At 66.3% G+C, this 15882-nt stretch carries 14 protein-coding genes and 2 pseudogenes; 6 read left to right on the top strand and 10 right to left on the bottom strand.

Going from position 1 to position 15882, the window contains the following annotated elements; genetic code table 11:
• Positions 1-59: 59 nt before the first annotated feature.
• Positions 60-458, bottom strand: coding sequence for a PIN domain-containing protein (locus RH864_RS13295; protein ID WP_310518037.1), 399 nt, complete (start codon positions 456-458; stop codon positions 60-62).
• Positions 446-703, bottom strand: coding sequence for a type II toxin-antitoxin system Phd/YefM family antitoxin (locus RH864_RS13300; protein ID WP_310518038.1), 258 nt, complete (start codon positions 701-703; stop codon positions 446-448). The genes RH864_RS13295 and RH864_RS13300 overlap by 13 nt, the downstream gene beginning before the upstream one ends.
• A 312-nt stretch (positions 704-1015) precedes the next feature.
• Here RH864_RS13300 and RH864_RS19220 point away from each other — a divergent pair.
• From RH864_RS19220 to RH864_RS13320, 5 genes and pseudogenes are all read left to right on the top strand, one after another.
• A pseudogene (locus RH864_RS19220) lies at positions 1016-1258 on the top strand (helix-turn-helix domain-containing protein); the annotation flags it as partial.
• Between the two features lie 188 nt (positions 1259-1446).
• Positions 1447-2127 carry an integrase core domain-containing protein gene (locus RH864_RS19225; protein WP_396129977.1) on the top strand — a complete coding sequence of 227 codons (681 nt, stop codon included), beginning with the start codon at positions 1447-1449 and terminating at the stop codon, positions 2125-2127.
• Positions 2128-2226: 99 nt separating this feature from the next.
• Positions 2227-3378 (top strand): annotated as a pseudogene (locus RH864_RS13310) (IS481 family transposase); the annotation flags it as partial.
• A gap of 968 nt (positions 3379-4346) precedes the next feature.
• Positions 4347-4907, top strand: coding sequence for an HdeD family acid-resistance protein (locus tag RH864_RS13315; RefSeq protein ID WP_310518039.1), 561 nt, complete (start codon positions 4347-4349; stop codon positions 4905-4907).
• Positions 4900-5703: a tyrosine-protein phosphatase gene (locus RH864_RS13320; protein ID WP_310518040.1), complete on the top strand. Its 804-nt coding sequence runs from the start codon at positions 4900-4902 to the stop codon at positions 5701-5703. The genes RH864_RS13315 and RH864_RS13320 overlap by 8 nt, the downstream gene beginning before the upstream one ends.
• A gap of 320 nt (positions 5704-6023) precedes the next feature.
• Here the strand turns inward: RH864_RS13320 and RH864_RS13325 are convergent, their stop codons facing one another.
• A complete protein-coding gene (locus RH864_RS13325; protein ID WP_310518041.1) occupies positions 6024-6878 on the bottom strand; it encodes a hypothetical protein in 855 nt (284 codons plus the stop codon).
• Between the two features lie 129 nt (positions 6879-7007).
• Here RH864_RS13325 and RH864_RS13330 point away from each other — a divergent pair, with 129 nt between their 5' ends.
• Positions 7008-8033: an FUSC family protein gene (locus tag RH864_RS13330; RefSeq protein ID WP_310518042.1), complete on the top strand. Its 1026-nt coding sequence runs from the start codon at positions 7008-7010 to the stop codon at positions 8031-8033.
• Positions 8034-8036: 3 nt separating this feature from the next.
• On the opposite strand, the gene RH864_RS13335 is transcribed toward RH864_RS13330, so the two are convergent.
• The 7 genes from RH864_RS13335 to RH864_RS13365 form a co-directional block, all read right to left on the bottom strand.
• Positions 8037-8939 (bottom strand): DMT family protein, encoded by a 903-nt coding sequence (locus RH864_RS13335; protein ID WP_310518043.1) that lies wholly within the window; start codon positions 8937-8939, stop codon positions 8037-8039.
• Positions 8940-8941: 2 nt separating this feature from the next.
• Positions 8942-10705, bottom strand: coding sequence for a cation:proton antiporter (locus tag RH864_RS13340; protein ID WP_310518071.1), 1764 nt, complete (start codon positions 10703-10705; stop codon positions 8942-8944).
• Positions 10609-11280, bottom strand: coding sequence for a GAP family protein (locus tag RH864_RS13345; RefSeq protein ID WP_310518044.1), 672 nt, complete (start codon positions 11278-11280; stop codon positions 10609-10611). Before RH864_RS13345 ends, RH864_RS13340 begins: the two co-directional genes overlap by 97 nt.
• Entirely contained in the window at positions 11280-12629 is a 1350-nt protein-coding gene (locus RH864_RS13350; RefSeq protein ID WP_310518045.1) for a hypothetical protein, read from the bottom strand. The genes RH864_RS13345 and RH864_RS13350 overlap by 1 nt, the downstream gene beginning before the upstream one ends.
• Positions 12622-13566, bottom strand: coding sequence for a DUF998 domain-containing protein (locus RH864_RS13355; RefSeq protein ID WP_310518046.1), 945 nt, complete (start codon positions 13564-13566; stop codon positions 12622-12624). The genes RH864_RS13350 and RH864_RS13355 overlap by 8 nt, the downstream gene beginning before the upstream one ends.
• Before the next feature lie 95 nt (positions 13567-13661).
• Positions 13662-14366, bottom strand: coding sequence for a hypothetical protein (locus tag RH864_RS13360; protein ID WP_310518047.1), 705 nt, complete (start codon positions 14364-14366; stop codon positions 13662-13664).
• A gap of 79 nt (positions 14367-14445) precedes the next feature.
• Entirely contained in the window at positions 14446-15855 is a 1410-nt protein-coding gene (locus RH864_RS13365; RefSeq protein WP_310518048.1) for a glutamate decarboxylase, read from the bottom strand.
• Positions 15856-15882: the final 27 nt, after the last annotated feature.

The raw sequence follows: 15882 nt of genomic DNA on the forward strand, positions 1-15882 counted from the left end.
TCGTCCGGACGGCACGACGAGCCAGGCTCACGCGAACCACGCCTGGCCGGAGGGGCTGGCTACTCACCTGCGACGGTCTCGACACCGGGGAGCTCACCGAATCGTGCCCTGAGGTCGAGTGAGACGACACGACGACCGGTCTGTCGTGCATGTGCGGCGATGATGAGGTCGTGAGCTCCGCGTGGCGTTCCCGTGCGACGAACGTGGTCGAGCAGCGCCGCATGCTCGACAGCCGTCGGCTTCGTGTACGGGAGTACCTCGATCGTCTCCTCGACGTCCTCCACGAACCTCTCGCGAGCGGGCTTTCTGGTCGCGTCGGCGGCGAGCACTCCGTGCCGAAGCTCGGCGAGTGTGATCGCCGCGATCGCGACGTCATCGAAATCCGAGACCCCGACGGCACCACCGCCGTGGCGATCGAGCTGGATCAACGCGTTGGTGTCGAGAATCAGTCGCGCCACGGAGTGCCCGGATCCGTCGTCAGGAGATGCTCGGCGCCGAGGGCATCGGAAGCGAAGTCATCGTCGACCGCGGGGCTTGCGGCGCGACGGGTGAGGAAGCGCTCGACTGTGCGCTCGCTCGCGGGCACGATACGCGCGATGACTTTTCCGTCGCGCACGATGGTGTACTCCTCGGCGTCGTGTTCGACGCGATCGAGCAGCGCCGAGAACCCGCGTGAGGCATCACGTGCTGAAACGGTGGTCATGACGGCCATCATACGCCTGTGTCAGACACGTCGGACCGAGCCTCCCGCGGATCTGCAGAAGAGCCCCGCAGTAGGCGTGGTCTCCGAGCGCAAAGCGCGCACCGCCGCGGATGGCGACGACGGTGAAGCGGCCTGATTCTGGCCTTGAGACACAAAATCCCCGATCGGCAAGGCTTGAAAACCTGCACTGATCGGGGATAGCGGTGGATCTGAGGGGGTCTGAGTTCAGGACATAGGTCACAGGAGATATGTCCCTCATGTCTCGCGACATAGGTCACAGTCGGGGCCATGTCGAAGCACCGGGTCGTGGTCATGAAGATCGTCACCAGGCAGTTGACCGTCGCGGAAGCCTCCGAACGATACGGACTGTCTCGGAGACAGCTGCACCGGCTCCTCGCCCGCTACCGAGACGGCGGGATCGATGCCGTCGACCCGCAAAGCCGCCGCCCGAAGACGAACTCGCGAGCCACCCCACCTGCTAGCGCCGAGCGCATCATCCAACTGCGCGCCCAGCTCACCGCAGACGGCCTCGACGCAGGCCCGGTCACCATCGCCTGGCACCTCGAACGCGAGGGCCTGCACACCCCGTCACACGCGACCATCCACCGCATACTCACCCGCGCCGGGCTCGTCATCCCAGAACCCCGCAAACGTCCCAGAAGCTCGTACGCACGCTTCGAAGCCGCACAACCCAACGAGACCTGGCAATCCCACTTCACCCACGGGCGCCTCGCCGACGCCGCGTGTACACCGCACGATCCGGCGGAGGCCGCAGCGCCTTCGAATACCTCTCGCCCATCCTCGGCGTCCGACAGAAGAACGGCTCCCCGGGCCACCCGCAAACCCAGGGAAAAATCGAACGCTTCCACCAAACCCAGAAACGCTGGCTCACCGTCCAACCCGCCGCACACACCCTCGCCGAACTCCAAGCTCAACTCGACCGACTCCGCACCGACTACAACGACCACCGCCCCCCACCGGGCACTGAACGGCGCCACCCCGAACCAGGCCTACCAGGCCACACCCAAAGCGCTCCCCGCCGCCAGCCGAGAAGGTCACTACCGGCTCCGCTACGACCATGTCGGCACCAATGGCAAGATCAGCCTCCGCCGCGCCGCACGAATGCACCACCTCGGCATCGGCATCATCCACACCGGCAAACGCGCACTCGCCCTCATCGACGAGACGACCGTCACCGTCATCCACCTGGATACCGGCGAGATCCTCAGCGAGCACACCATCCGACCCGACCGCAGGTACTGGAGAACCGAACTCCAACCACCCGGCCGATGGCCCCCGAAATGACAGATGTCTCGCGACATGCGAGACACATGTCGCGAGACATCACAGCGGTGGATCTGAGGGTGTCTGAGTTCACGACATCGTTGACAGTGCTGATCGGTGGTTTTCGGGGTGATCGTTGACCGATGAGTCGGGTCATCGTTGACATCCGGTACGGGGTGATCGTTGACCGGTGAGTCGTGACATCGTTGACGTGCCCGGTAGCGACAGCATGAGCGGCCATGAGTCGCAAGAACAAGAACCTCGTGATCGTGCGCGCGGTCACCGAGCAGGGCCTGAGCAACGCCCAGGCTGCTGCCCGGTTCGGTGTGACCCGGCAATGGGTCCACACCCTCGTCGTTCGCTACCAGCAAGGCGGACCCGACGCCGTGGAACCTCGCTCCAGAGCACCGAGGCAACCGCCGCGGACCACCGCTGAATCCGTACGGCAACGCATCATCGAACTCCGTCGTGAGCTGATCGCCGGCGGCGCCGATGCAGGCCCGGTCACGATCGGCTGGCACCTCGAACACGAAGGCATCACCGCCCCATCGACGTCCACGATCCGCCGCATCCTGCACGCCAACGGACTGGTGGTCCCTGAGCCGAAATAACGTCCGAAGAGCAGTTACATCCGCTTCCAAGCTGACCTCCCCAACGAGTGCTGGCAAGCCGACATCACCCACTGGTTCCTCGCAGATGGCGCCCGCGTCGAGATCCTCGACTTCCTCGACGACCACTCCAGATACCTGCTCTACCTCCAGGCCGCGCAAGCCTTCACCGGCGGCATGGTCGTCGAAGCGATGAACACCCTGATTGCCACCCACAGTGCGCCCGCATCCACCCTGACCGACAACGGCCTGGTCTTCACCGCACGCCTGGCCGGCCGCAAAGGCGGCCGGAACGGCTTCGAGAAACTCCTCGAAGCTCACCGCATCACCCAGAAGAACGGCAAACCCGGTCACCCGCAAACCCAAGGCACGATCGAGCGCTTCCACCAAACCCTCAAACGATGGCTGAACGCCCGCCCCCGGCCCGAGAACATCGATGCCCTGCAACAGGTCCTCGAAGAGTTCCGCACCTGGTACAACACCAGGCGCCCACACCGCGCAACCGGCCGCCGCACCCCCGCCGACGCCTACACCGCACTACCGAAAGCCACCCCGAACACCGACCACGAACCCGAATGGCGCACCCGCACCGACAAAGTCGACAACCACGGCAAGATCTCACTGCGCTACGCCGGCAAACTCCGCCACCTCGGCATCGGCCGCGCGCACATCGGCACCAACGTCCTCATGCTCGTCCACGACACCCACGTCACAACATCCAACGCTGACACCGGCGAGGTCATCGCCGAGCACACCATCGACCCCAACAGCGACTACCAGCCACCCCGACGGTGAACCCGCACCCCAGCCCCAACAAAGACCCAGCACCGATGACTCACGCGAACCCACGAAAAAGTCCCGAGCCGCGACACGTCTGTCAACGATGTCGCGACTCAGGACAGCGGTGGATCTGAGGGGACTCGAACCCCTGACCCCCTGACGGTGTGCACCGTGGCCGGCACGCACGTGTTTGGTTGTGGATGCCAGCAATTGTAAGGCTGGGCCAGGCTGATGGAGGGGCGCGAAGTGGCCGTTCATGGCCGTCAGATGCAGGTGCTCGTGGATGAAAAGAACCTCAAAAAGGCCTCAGGGAGTGCACACCGCGCGATGTCTCCAGGACACCGAGGTCAAGGTTCTCATCCGCAACGTCGCGGTCGCAGCCGATATCACCGACCGTGTGCACCGTTCTCCTGGATCACGGCATCACGCGGCGCCTCCTCGCGGGAGTACCGGGCTGCGGCGCCGAACAGACATTCAGGACAGGATCGCGGTCGCCTCGAACTTGATGAGTACGCCGGGCCGAAGTGCTGGCTAACCTCGATCAGCGGTGCGGCCGGGACAAGAGCGCCGAGGCCGAGAGCATCGCCACGTCGGCGATGCCGGCCATGAACGCTTCGTTCTTCTCGAGCACTTCGGCCGGCGTCACGCAGATGGCGTACCTCTTCAGGCGAGGATCTGGGAGTGACAATTCGCGTCTGCAATACCTCCGCAGGCTCGGCCTCGCTGATACTCCCTGTCATCTCGGTCGCGGAGGCCTTGAACTCAAGGTGTTGGAGCTTGCAGCCAGAAGCCAGATCCGGAGCGGTCCATAACGCCGCCCTGGACGCGACGAGGCGATGTCGAGGTGAACAGCGGGGTGAGCACTCGGGTGAACTTGAGCACCGACGCCGACCGGGATCCGCCCGTTCATCCATGCTGATCCTTGCGGCGATCTCTCTGGGCCGCATCAACTTCGACGACAAGGACCCCCTGTGTCCAGCACTGATCAGATCCAGCGAGGCGCCGTGAACGGTGTCCGTACCGCCATCGGAGTCGGGGGAATCCTCGCGCTCATCGTCGGCATCTTGATTCTCGCCTGGCCCAGCAAGACCGCCATGGTCGTCACAGCGATCATCGCGGTCTACGCGGTCATCGCCGGCCTCGTCTACGCGGCGCTGGGCATCTTCACGAAGGGACGGGGTGGGTGGTCCCGAGTCGGCCACATCCTCCTGGGCGTGGTATTCGTGGCCGCGGGCATCGTGGCGTTCGCGAACCTCGGTCAGACCGCGCTCTGGCTCGCCGCCTTCCTCGGCATCCTCGTGGGAATCATGTGGATCATCGAAGGTGTCGTATCGCTCTCGACGCTGCGCGCCGCAACCTCGAAGGGCATCACGGTCTTCTTCGCGATCGTATCGATCGCCGCGGGCGTCGTACTGCTGTTCGCCCCGCTGTGGGGTGCTGCCACACTGTGGTTGCTGCTCGGCATCTCGCTCGTCGTTCTCGGAGTCGTCAACGTCGTCCGCGCCTTCCGATTCGGCAAGGTCCGTGACTGATTCCGCGCACGCGGTCGACGGACTCATCAACTTCCGCGACACCGGCGGCCTGGCACTCACGGCCGGCGGCTCGTCGAGCTCTGGAGTCCTGTTCAGGTCCGACGCCCTGTCTGCGGTGAGCCCCGCTGGGCTCACCGCGCTGGCGGCAACCGATATCGGGGTGATCGTCGATTTGCGGACCCCAGCGGAGCGTGCATCGGCACCGGACCGGCTCCCCACCTCACGACCGTTTCACACCGTCGAGCTTTCGATCCTGCAGGGTGCAATGGCGGACCTGGCGTCCCAGTTCCTTCGGCCGGGCGCTTCCGCTCCGACACCGGCTGAACTGGCGCAAGCCGCCGCCGCGGTGCCGACCCTCGGTGACATGTACGTGTCGATGCTGCAGGCAAGCGCTCAGCCGTTCGCCGAAGTAGCGCGCCTTGTCGCGCACTCCAGCGACCGCGAACCGACCGCCGTCCTGGTCCACTGCACCGCCGGCAAAGACCGCACCGGCGTCGCGACGGCGATCATGCTCGATGCCGCAGGTGTCACGCGCACCGCGGTCGTCGATGATTACGCATCCTCGCAGGAGCACCTGGCGGGGCAGTGGGCCGACCAGATGCTGCAGATGATCTCCTCCTTCGGCATGCCCGTGACCCCGCAATTGCGCACCCTTGCGACCGGCACCCCGCCCGAAGCCATCCAACAGGCACTCGAATGGGTCGACACGACCTTCGGCGACTCGGCGTCCTACCTACTGAGCGGCGGATTGACGGGCGAGGAGCTTGCCGCCCTGCGGTCACGGATCGCCGGCTGAGGCCGACCGTCACCGGCCGGACTCCTCCTTCACTCCGGCCGTGGCCGTGATGTCCCGCACCCGCGGGTTCGGCCGACGTCACACAGTGAGGAGACAGGATGAACCGGCGCCGCGTCGTCTGGTCCATGCTCGCTGCGCAGGACCCCGCGCACGCGCGTCTGGTCGTGGCGGTCGCCGTCACGACGGGGGTCCTGCTCAGCGCGCTGTTCGGCCGGGTCCTCATCCACGCCTTCGCTGCCGAGACTGGTCTGCTCGCGATGTCGATCTTCCTGTCCATGCAGGCTGGCACCATGGTCAAAGATACGAGCGCACGCGCGCGTCTACTGACCACCGCGCTGCTGATTCCGACTGTTGTCGCGACGATCGGCACGGCTGCAGTGTTGTCGGCGCACCGATCGATCGTGGTCGGCGGATTCATCGTGATCGCCGGGGCCGCGATCTGGGTCAGGAGGTACGGGCCGCGCGCCGCGGCGGTCGGCTCGCTGACGTTCATGGCGTACTTCTTCACCCTGTTCATGAGGCCGACGGCCGCGGAGCTGTTCGCGTTCGCGCTCGTCGCGGCAGGAGCGGTGGCAGCTCAGCTCATCGTGCGCACCGCACTCCTGCTGAAGCGGCCCCGTAGGGAGTTGGAGGTACTGTTCCGCGAGCTGCGAGCCGGATCGGCTGCGGCTGTGCGGGCTTCGAGCGGGCCGGTATCCGAACGGCGGGAAGACCACAGCCATCGCGCGTTGAGACGCGCGCTCGCGCGACTCGACAGCGTCGGCCGCGCGATCACGGCCTGGCAGCACCAGTTCCAGACCGACCATCACGTCAACGTCGACGAGCAGACGCTCGCCGAGCGAGCCCTCGACGCGCGCGTCGACACCGAAGAGGCGTGCGAAGAACGCGCTCGACGGTGCGAATGCACCGCGCGCGACGTAGCACCGAACGACTCGCTGCGGCAGCGACGACGCGCGGAGAGCGCGCTGTCCGCGGTGCTCGACGAGCGGGCCACACCGTATCGCGTTCAGGCCGCACACGATGTCGCCGAGGAGCTGCTCAGCGAGCCTGCGTCGTCGACGACCGACGCCGAGACCTACCTCCTCGCGCGCAGCACGACGTCCCACGCTCGACTCCGCGATATCGAGCTCACCCGCGAAGCGCGCGCACCGGACCTTCGGAAGCCGCTGGTCCACCGGCACTCTGGGGGCCCGAACAATTCGCCGCACGCGGCCCCATCGAAGACCGCGTCAGCCTCTCGGCGGTCATCGCGTGCGGCGGGTCGGCGGTGGGTGCCGTGGCGGCAGTGGGAGCCGACGACCCGCATGGCGGTCCAGGCGATGATCGCCGCCACCCTCGCTGCGGGGATCGGCGAGGCGATCTCCGCATCCCGCTGGTATTGGGCCGTAATGACCGCGTTTGTGGTCTTCATCGGTGCGACCACCCGCAGCAGCATTCTCACACGCGCGTACCGGCGAATCGCCGGCACGGTCATCGGGATACTCGGCGGAGTCGGGGTCGTCGCGTTGGCCGGAGCCAACGCTGATGCTCTGGTGATCATCTGCGTCGTCGCGGTGTTCGGCATGCTCTACTTCGGACCACTGAACTACCTGTACTCGGCTGCGTTCACGACCGCCATGCTCGTTGCGCTCTATCGGATGCTCGGCGTCCTCGACGGGTCACTCCTCGAGTTGCGGCTCGTCGAGACGATCTCGGGCGCGGTGATCGGAGTGCTGTGCGCCTATCTCATCCTCTCCACCAACTCGCGGAACGTGCTGCTCGCGAACGTCGACGCTTACTTCGACTCGCTCGATGACCTGCTCGGGAAGTTCCGCGCGAAACCGAGCGCCACACCCGCTGCGTTGCTGGCCTCGTTGCAGGAACTGGAAGCCGCCCAATCGAATCTCGATCAAACCGTCGCGTCGATGTCAGCGGCCCTCATCGTCGGCAATCGCGGCGGCTCGCACAGTCAGGCCGATGCGATCCATATGATGTTCATCGCGACGAGAGGGGCCGCTCGGCTCACCCAGGCCGTGATCCGATCGCGGGCACACGATCCTTCGGCCGCGGTTGGCGCCCACGTGGTGGACAGCGCCATCCAAGACGTCCGGCTCGCGACGTCTGCCACGCGTGCCGTTCTCCATGGCGATTACTCGCGCGCAAGCCCTGTCAAGATCTCAGAAAGCGCCGACCTCGTGTCGCGCAACGCGACGCGCCGACCCGTGATCGACCAGCTGCGGAACCTGCCGCCCGATGACGTTCCGTCACGAGAGGCGCTCCTGGCACTCGCGCGTATCGAGTCGGCGCTTCACGGGATCGACCGGGCTGCGAGCGACGCGCGGCACGTGTGACGGTCACTGCTCCCGCGCGCTCTCGGCCCGCGAGAGCGCGAAGACCCCGGCGATCGCAACGGCACCGGCAACGACGAAGACGAGGAAGGCCCATGGCGGTGCGGTACTCGCCTCGCCGAGGATCGCAATGCCGAGGATCACCGCGACCACAGGGTCGATCACAGTGAGCCCAGCGACGACGACTTCGGGTCGGTTCGACGCGTGTGCACGCTGGACGAGATAGATCGACAACCCGCCGGCGACACCGATGCCGAGGAGGCACACGATGGTGAGCAGAGCCTGGGCATCGAGCGTGAAGTGCGTCGCGTGGAGCGCCGCCTGGACGCGGAGGATGACGGTCTTCCCGAGCGTGGCCACAAACGCCGAGAAGATCCCGCCGAGCAGCACCCACACGATCGGCGCAGTCCGCCGATGCCGGCCGACGAAGCAGACGAGTCCGGTGAGCGCCAGGACGACCCCCAGTACGGACAAAACCGCGATCAGCTGAACGTCGGTGATCGCGTGCTGAGTGCTGACGAGCGCCGCAACGGTGACGAACCCCGCGACCCCGACCACACAGACGCCGATCGCTCGGATCACGCTGGCAGCCGGCGGCCGTTTCGCAATCACCGCGGTCACGATCGCGGTGAACACCAATGCCGTGACCCCGACAGGTTGCACGACCATGAGCGGCGCGAAGGTGAGACTGCCCATCTGCAGGACGATCGCGACCCCGAGCAGCGCGGCACCACCGATCCAGGCCCGGTTGCGGACCAGGCGCCCGACCTGCGAACCGCCGCTTCCGCGGACGGTCCCCGATTGCATCGTGTGAACGCCTCGCGCCTGGAGCAGGTTGCCGATCGCGAGTGCTGCCGCTGACAGGGTCGCGAGTCCGATGCCGAGCAGCGGCGCTGACAGGGGCTCCATGCTCACCGCTCGCTTTCGAGGTGCAGCCTCAGACTGATCTCGACCGCATCCAGCTCGTCGAGCACATAGCGGAGCGCGACCGTGCTGTAGTAGCCGGATTGCCCGAGCACATGCAGACGGGCGCGCATGACCGCCGTGAGCGCGAGCTGATACTCGAGCGCCTCCTCGGTGCCGATTTCCGCTGACGCGTGCATCGGAGTGAGCAATCGGCTCGGCTCTGCCAGTCGGACCGCCTCAGAGAACGGGGACCGATCGGCGCGTCGCAGGGTGCCGGACTCCGCAGCCGCCGCCGCGGCATCCCCAAGCTCTCGATTGAGGCGTTTGATCTCTTTGCGCGGCGGCCCGGCCGCGCCATCGCGCCGTAGTCCCACCCAGCGCGCGACAGCAGGGAGCGTGAGCCCCTGGATCAACAGGCTGCCCGCGGAGACGGCGAAAGCGATGAACACCAGCAGATCGCGCTGTGGCGTCTCCGTCGGCAGAGTCTGGGCGGCCGCCAACGTGACCGCACCGCGCATCCCCGCCCAGACGATGACGGCGCTGTGCCGCGCGGTGAGCTCTGACGCCTCATAGTAGGCGCGATCTGCGTGCACGCGTGTGGCCCGACTGGATTGCGGGCCCGTGGTCGCTGCCGCGTCCTGCTTCTCGATCCGACGACGAACCAAGCGGCGCACTCGAGCCGTGTGCAGGCTCATCATCGGCAGGACGTATGCCGTGCGGACGAGCATGAGGAGCACGAATGCGCCCGCGGCGATGCCGAGCCCGGTCAAGAGGCCGACGTCGCCCGTCTCGCTCCGCGTGACGATTCCCCACAGCTCCAGCCCCATGAGCAGGAACACCGCTCCCTCGAGCACGAACGCGATCGTGCGCCACGTGAGCTTGTCAGAGATGCGTTGATCGGGCGTGAGCCACCGTACCGACCCCTGCCCGCACACGACGCCGGCCGCGACCGCCGCGACCAGCCCTGAGCCGCCGAGCGCCTCGGTCGGCAAGTACGCGAGATAGGGCACCGTGAGGCCTAGCGCGGTATTGGCGGTGGCGCTGGAGGTCAGCGCCCGGAGCCGTAGTGCGATGAACCCGGCGATTCCTCCGACGACCAGGGCCGAGACGACGGCCCAGGCGAAGGTGCCGAGCGTCGTCAGAAACGAGAAGCCCGATGCTGCAGCCACGACCGCCGTGCGCATGAGCACGAGCGCCGAGGCGTCGTTGAGGAGCGACTCTCCCTCGAGGATGGTCACGACGCGCCGCGGCGCTCCGACCTTCTTCACGATCGTCGTCGCGACCGCGTCGGTTGGACTGAGAATCGCCCCGAGTGCCACCGCGAGCGGGAAGCCGAGCCCCGGAATCGCCCACCAGAAGAAGACGCCGAGGACGACTGCGCTCACCACGACAAGGAGCATGGCGAGACCGCTGATCGCCGAGAGGTCACGGCGGAATTCGATCGCCGGCGCGGACACGGCGGCCGAGAACAGCAGGGGCGGCAGCACCCCCATGAGGATGATGTTCGGCGCCACCGAGATCGCGGGGAGAATCGGGAGGAATCCGACGGTCACGCCGACCGCAACCAAGATGAGTGGGCCGGCGACACCGATCCGGCTCGAGAGCGAGTTCGAGAACACGATCACGACCACACCCGCAACGATGGCGATCAACAGCATCTCCAGCGACATGGTCACTGCACCAAGTCCGCAACGCCGGAGCCGATGAGCTTCACACCCAGGATGACGAAGAGCACCGTCATGATGACGGCATGGTTCGAGACGAGCCATCCGCGCATTCCCGCAAGTCGATCCTCGACCTTGGTCGGCGAGATGATGCTGACGGACCATGGGATGAGCACCGCCGTGATCCCGATTACGCCGAAGATCAGGATGACCGCGACGATCTCGCCGACCGGCAATGCGGCCTGCGAGATCCGTCCACCAGCCGCGACGAGCAGAGGCAGGTCCTTCGGCGAGAGCGGACCAGAGATGAGGACGCCGACGACGAACGCGCCGACGAGGCCGATCCCGTCGAGCTTCGCCATCCACTTCGGGGGCTCCGTCGATCCGCGCTTGCGCCACTGCAGCGCGGCGAGCACGATGAGGACTCCGCCGAGCACGATCTCGATGAGATCGACGGTGATGTGCGGGCCTGATCCGGCCTCCTCCGTCCCGACAGAGCGCCCCATCATGACGAGGACCCCCACGAAGAGCACCGCGAAGGTGTAACAGCCGAGAATGAACGCGGTCCCGTTGGTGCGCCCCTTCCCCGAGGTCGCCATGAGGATGACCGCGACGATCGCGAGCGGAGAAATCGCGATCGCGACCCCGATCGTCAGCAGGTCCGCTAGCAGAGCGAGCATCAGCGGGCGCCGCTTCCGGCGGAGCGCATCGGCAGATCCGTCGGCGTCGCCTCGACTCGTTCTTCCGGTCGTCGCTGGAGCAACTCGAGCGCGAACCCTGCAACGAAGACGAGAAGGAGCACCACGGCGATATCCCCGACGCCGATCGGACGAAGCGCGAAGAGCCAGAGCACCGCCACGACCGCGAGAGCGATGCGCAGCGCGCGGCGATACCGGCCGAGCCACCCGCCGACCTTGCCCGTGTCGAACCCGCGTGCGGCGAGGGATCGGCGGCCTCGTGCGGTGATCGCATCAGCTCCCGTCCGCAGGCGCCGAGCCGCCTCGGACCGGCCCGTCACCCAGGCTGCGATCACGATCAAGACGCCGATGAGGACGGAGATCCAGCTGGTCTGCCGCATGTCGTCGATCAGCGCGGCGTACACGACGTCGATCGCAGCCGGTGAGAGGTCGAGTTCCAACGCCACGGTCGCTGCCGCGAGCGATCCGATCGAGAGGGCCGCTCCGAGGGACGCCGCGCCCACGAACAGCCCGATGCCGGTACCGTAGACGGCAACGTTTCGACGCCGCGAGAGAAGGATCCCGGTCGCGAACAGTGCGAGCGTGATGACCGGCAACCACCACCCGATCGCATCGGCCGCGGCGTACCCGGCGCGGAGAGCGATGAGACTCTCGGCGCTGCCCACGATGATCGTGCGATCGACCGCGGGGATGAGCATCGCGACCGCGACCCCGCGCTCAGACAGAAGTGTCTTGACATCCTCTAGGAGCGGGCCGACGGCGATTCCGACCCCGTCGGCGTTCAGCACGATGATCCCGCCACCGTCCGACGACGCCGCGAGCGCCAGCGCTCGGTGCGCGCTCCGGAGGGTTGTGGACCACGCGTCCGAGAACGGCTCGGATTCGACGACCGAGCTGATGGTGGCCTGAACGACGTGCTCGAGTCCGGCCGCAGCCGGTTGCCGGAGCAGGTCGAGCGCGGCGGTGGCGGAGGAGGGCAGGCCGAGCTCGGCGACCCCCTCGAAGACCACCTCGGTCAACTCGGCGAAGTCGATCTGAGCTCGGATCGCCGTCATCGCCTCGTCGACGATCAGTTCCTGGAGGGCCGGGTCATCGATGAGCGGGCCGAGCGTCGAGACGAAGGACTCTTCCTGCACGAGCTGGACCCGCGCCCATGCTCCGGCGATCGAAACAGGCACCAGTACCGCGGCGAGGATGAGGCTGACGGCCGACAGTCCGGTACGCCACGATCCACCGTTCGGCCGAACGCGCATCTGCTCAGCCGACAGCCGAGCGTTTTCGATCTCGAGTTCGCGCACGCGCGCCGCGAGCTCGGCTGGATCCTCAGACATCGGCCTGCGCGCCGGACTTCGAGCGCGGTGCGACGAATCGGAGGAACAGGATGATCCAGCTGAAGATGAGCAGGGAAGCGATGAGCTCGACCGCGGTCAGATTGTAGATCCCGAGCGCGAACAGCAGCGCGAGACCGACGACCGCGACGACGTAGACGTAGCCGAGGACGACGAACGCCCTCGGCATCGTCGGCACCAGCCATGGCAACCCGATCACCAGCACGGCGAACACGACGGTCATGCCCGTCGCGACGACGTTGTGGATGAGCAGGAACCGATCGACGGGGAAGACGCCGACGAGGGCCAGCAATACACCGAGCAGCACGAACACCACCCGCACGATGGTCCGCCGGCGTCGCTCGCCGGGCGATCCAGCCGGCAGGGTCGCGGTACCGAGCCGCGCGATCGTGGTGACGATCACGCCCGAGACGATGAGCGTCAGGTTGAACGCAAGCGCGGAGATGCCCCGCGACATGCCGAGCGCCGAGAGGTTCATCTCCCACCAGTGGGGATCGTTCGCGCTGAGCATCGCCGCGAGCATCCCGAAGACCAGGAACACCGCGAGCACGACGGACAGCTGCCGCGGCGACAGGTTCGAGCCACTGAGATACGACAGGTAGGAGCTGACCGCGGCCCCCGCACCCGCAAGGACGACCGCCGGGGAGGCGAAGACGGTCGCGTCTTGGAAGGCGGAGTTCAATACTGTCGCGATGCCGATCCACGCGAGCAGTGCGATCGCTCCGTGTGCGAGCGAGAGGGCAACCAGATCGAACCAGCGATACCGGCCGACGCCGTCGTCGTCACGGTGCCTGAGCCGAGCAGCGGCGAACGCCACCGCCGCCGCGACCGCGCCGGCGATCGCAGTGAAGTCGCCGATCGATCCCCTTCCGTTGATCGAAAGCTCTCTGCCCCAGAACACGAACATCGCGACGAGCATCGTCACACCGAACGAGAAGGCGGCGAGCAAAAGGGCGAGGGATTCCTCGTCCAGCGTTTGCCATCGACGGGTGGCCGTCGATGACCCGACGGTCATCACTGGACGACCGGCTCGTAGTCGCGGCCCGCGGTCGCGTGACGGCGCGTACGGTCCCACGCGGGAAGCACGAGGAGCGATGCGAACAGGAAGCACAGCGCGCCGATGAATGTCCCGTTGTTGGCGAGACCGTCATTGAGCGAATCCCCGCTCGGAAGGATGTATGCGCCGACGGCCGAGATGCCGAAGGCGACACAGCCGACGAAGTTGATGAACACCGACCACCAGGCACGCTTGCCGAGATCGACGAGCTTGGCGATGTGCGCGTAGGCGATGAACGCGAGGACACCGCTCACGAGGAACGCCACTGACCCGCCGGCGTCGGGGTTCCAGACGAACTCCTCCTGCGCGGTAATCGACGTCGCGTGAAGGGCGGCGGTCGTCGAGACATTGAACATGATCGTTCCGAAGGACTGGGTCGCCGCTGCGAGCCACTCCGCGCGCACCATGCGGCCGGGCGCGTAGTCGACGTTCACCGAGATGGCACCGCTGAGGAACAGCTGGATCAGTCCCGCGGTGGTGAAGAACCACGCGCCGATAAAGAACAGCAGGTTCGACCCGCTCGACCCGAGCAGATCCGACAGGCCCGGCGCCGACCCGATCGCGAAGAACGCGGACCCGATCATGAAGCCCCAGCACTGCTTCGTCACGGTCGGCACGAAGATTCGCCGCGGTGGGGTCGCGTTCATCGTCGGGGTGGTCATGGTCATGTTTCTCGATTCACCTCGGAGAGACGGGCGGTCGGGAGAGCGCCGAGCGAGCGGCGCGCTCCCGACGGTGGACTCAGTGGTGGAAGTGGGAGCCGGTCGCCGACTGGTCGGGGAGGGGCGCCTCGAGTGCATCGAGGAACGCGACCTCACCCTTGATGTCGGCGAGCAGCGCCGACGCCAAGTCGCGGCTCAGGCCGACCTTCACCACGATTCGCTGCAAGACCACATCGCTCATGTCGTCGGCCATGGGATAGGCGGGGACGAGCCACCCCTTCATGCGGAGGCGATCAGCGAGGTCATACAGGGTCCACTTGTCGGTGTGACCCTCCTTCAGCACCCAGGCGAACACCGGGATCGTGTCCCCTTTGCTGACGAGGGAGAACGGTCCGATCTTCTCGATCTCGCTCGACAGGTAGGTCGCGACATCGATCGAGTTCTGCTGAACCTCTCGGTAGCCCTCGAAGCCCAGGCGAAGGAACTGGTAGTACTGCAGGAGCACCTGCGAGCCCGGCCGCGAGAAGTTGAGTGCGAGCGTGGGCATGTCGCCACCGAGGTAGCTGACGTGAAAGATCATGCTCTCGGGCAGCACCGCGGTGTTGCGCCAGACGACCCAGCCGACGCCGGGGTACACGAGGCCGTACTTGTGCCCGGAGGTCGAGATCGAGTTCACCCGGTCGAGCTGGAAGTCCCACACGAGATCGGGCTGACAGAACGGCGCCACCATCGCGCCCGAGGCGCCGTCGATGTGGATCTTGATGTCGAGCCCGGTCTTCTCCTGGATCTCGTCGAGCTTCTTCGAGATCGCGATGGCGTCGTCGTACAGGCCGGTGAAGGTCTGGCCGAGGATCGAGACGACGCCGATGGTGTTCTCGTCGACATAGTCTTCGAGGTTGTACCCATCGAGAATGAGGTGGTCGGGGCTGACGGGCACGTAGCGCGGCTCGACATCCCAGTAGTTGCAGAACTTCTCCCATACGACCTGCACCGCGGCCGACATGATGAGATTCGGCTTGTCGTACGGCTTGCCCTCGGCTTTGCGCTTCTCCTGCCACAGGCGCTTCAGCGCGAGCCCGCCGAGCATGCACGCCTCGGACGAACCGATCGTCGAGGTGCCGATGGTGTCGTTCACGTCCGGCACGTGCCAGAGATCGGCGAGGATCCGCCAGCAGCGATCTTCGATCGCCGCGGTCGCGGGATACTCGTCCTTGTCGATCATGTTCTTGTCGGCGGACTCGAGGTAGAGCTTCTGCGCCTCGTCGTCCATCCACGTCGAGACGAAGGTGGCGAGGTTCAGTCGTGAGTTGCCGTCGAGGATCGCTTCGTCGTGAACGATCTGGTAGGCGGTCTCCGGAAGGCTCGGGTTCGGCGGCAGTTTGAATTTGTCGAACTCGGTCGCCTCGCCCGGACGAACGAAGACGGGATTGATGCTCACCGACGAGTCGATGTTCGTCGACTGACGTGCCTTGCTGGTGTTGGTTGTCACATTCGCTCCTTGCGTTCCTGAGTGGTG

The sequence above is a fragment of the Agromyces aerolatus genome (assembly GCF_031432255.1).
Lineage (GTDB): Bacteria > Actinomycetota > Actinomycetes > Actinomycetales > Microbacteriaceae > Agromyces.

Bases quoted from the DNA above. Each gene is read 5' to 3' on its own strand.
- RH864_RS13300 (WP_310518038.1), bottom strand. From the start codon at position 703: ATGACCACCGTTTCAGCACGTGATGCCTCACGCGGGTTCTCGGCGCTG.
- RH864_RS13335 (WP_310518043.1), bottom strand. From the start codon at position 8,939: ATGGAGCCCCTGTCAGCGCCGCTGCTCGGCATCGGACTCGCGACCCTG.
- RH864_RS13330 (WP_310518042.1), top strand. From the start codon at position 7,008: ATGGCGGTCCAGGCGATGATCGCCGCCACCCTCGCTGCGGGGATCGGC.
- RH864_RS13350 (WP_310518045.1), bottom strand. From the start codon at position 12,629: ATGTCTGAGGATCCAGCCGAGCTCGCGGCGCGCGTGCGCGAACTCGAG.
- RH864_RS13355 (WP_310518046.1), bottom strand. From the start codon at position 13,566: ATGCTCGTCGCGATGTTCGTGTTCTGGGGCAGAGAGCTTTCGATCAAC.
- RH864_RS13345 (WP_310518044.1), bottom strand. From the start codon at position 11,280: ATGCTCGCTCTGCTAGCGGACCTGCTGACGATCGGGGTCGCGATCGCG.
- RH864_RS13360 (WP_310518047.1), bottom strand. From the start codon at position 14,366: ATGACCACCCCGACGATGAACGCGACCCCACCGCGGCGAATCTTCGTG.
- RH864_RS13340 (WP_310518071.1), bottom strand. From the start codon at position 10,705: ATGGCTCGTCTCGAACCATGCCGTCATCATGACGGTGCTCTTCGTCAT.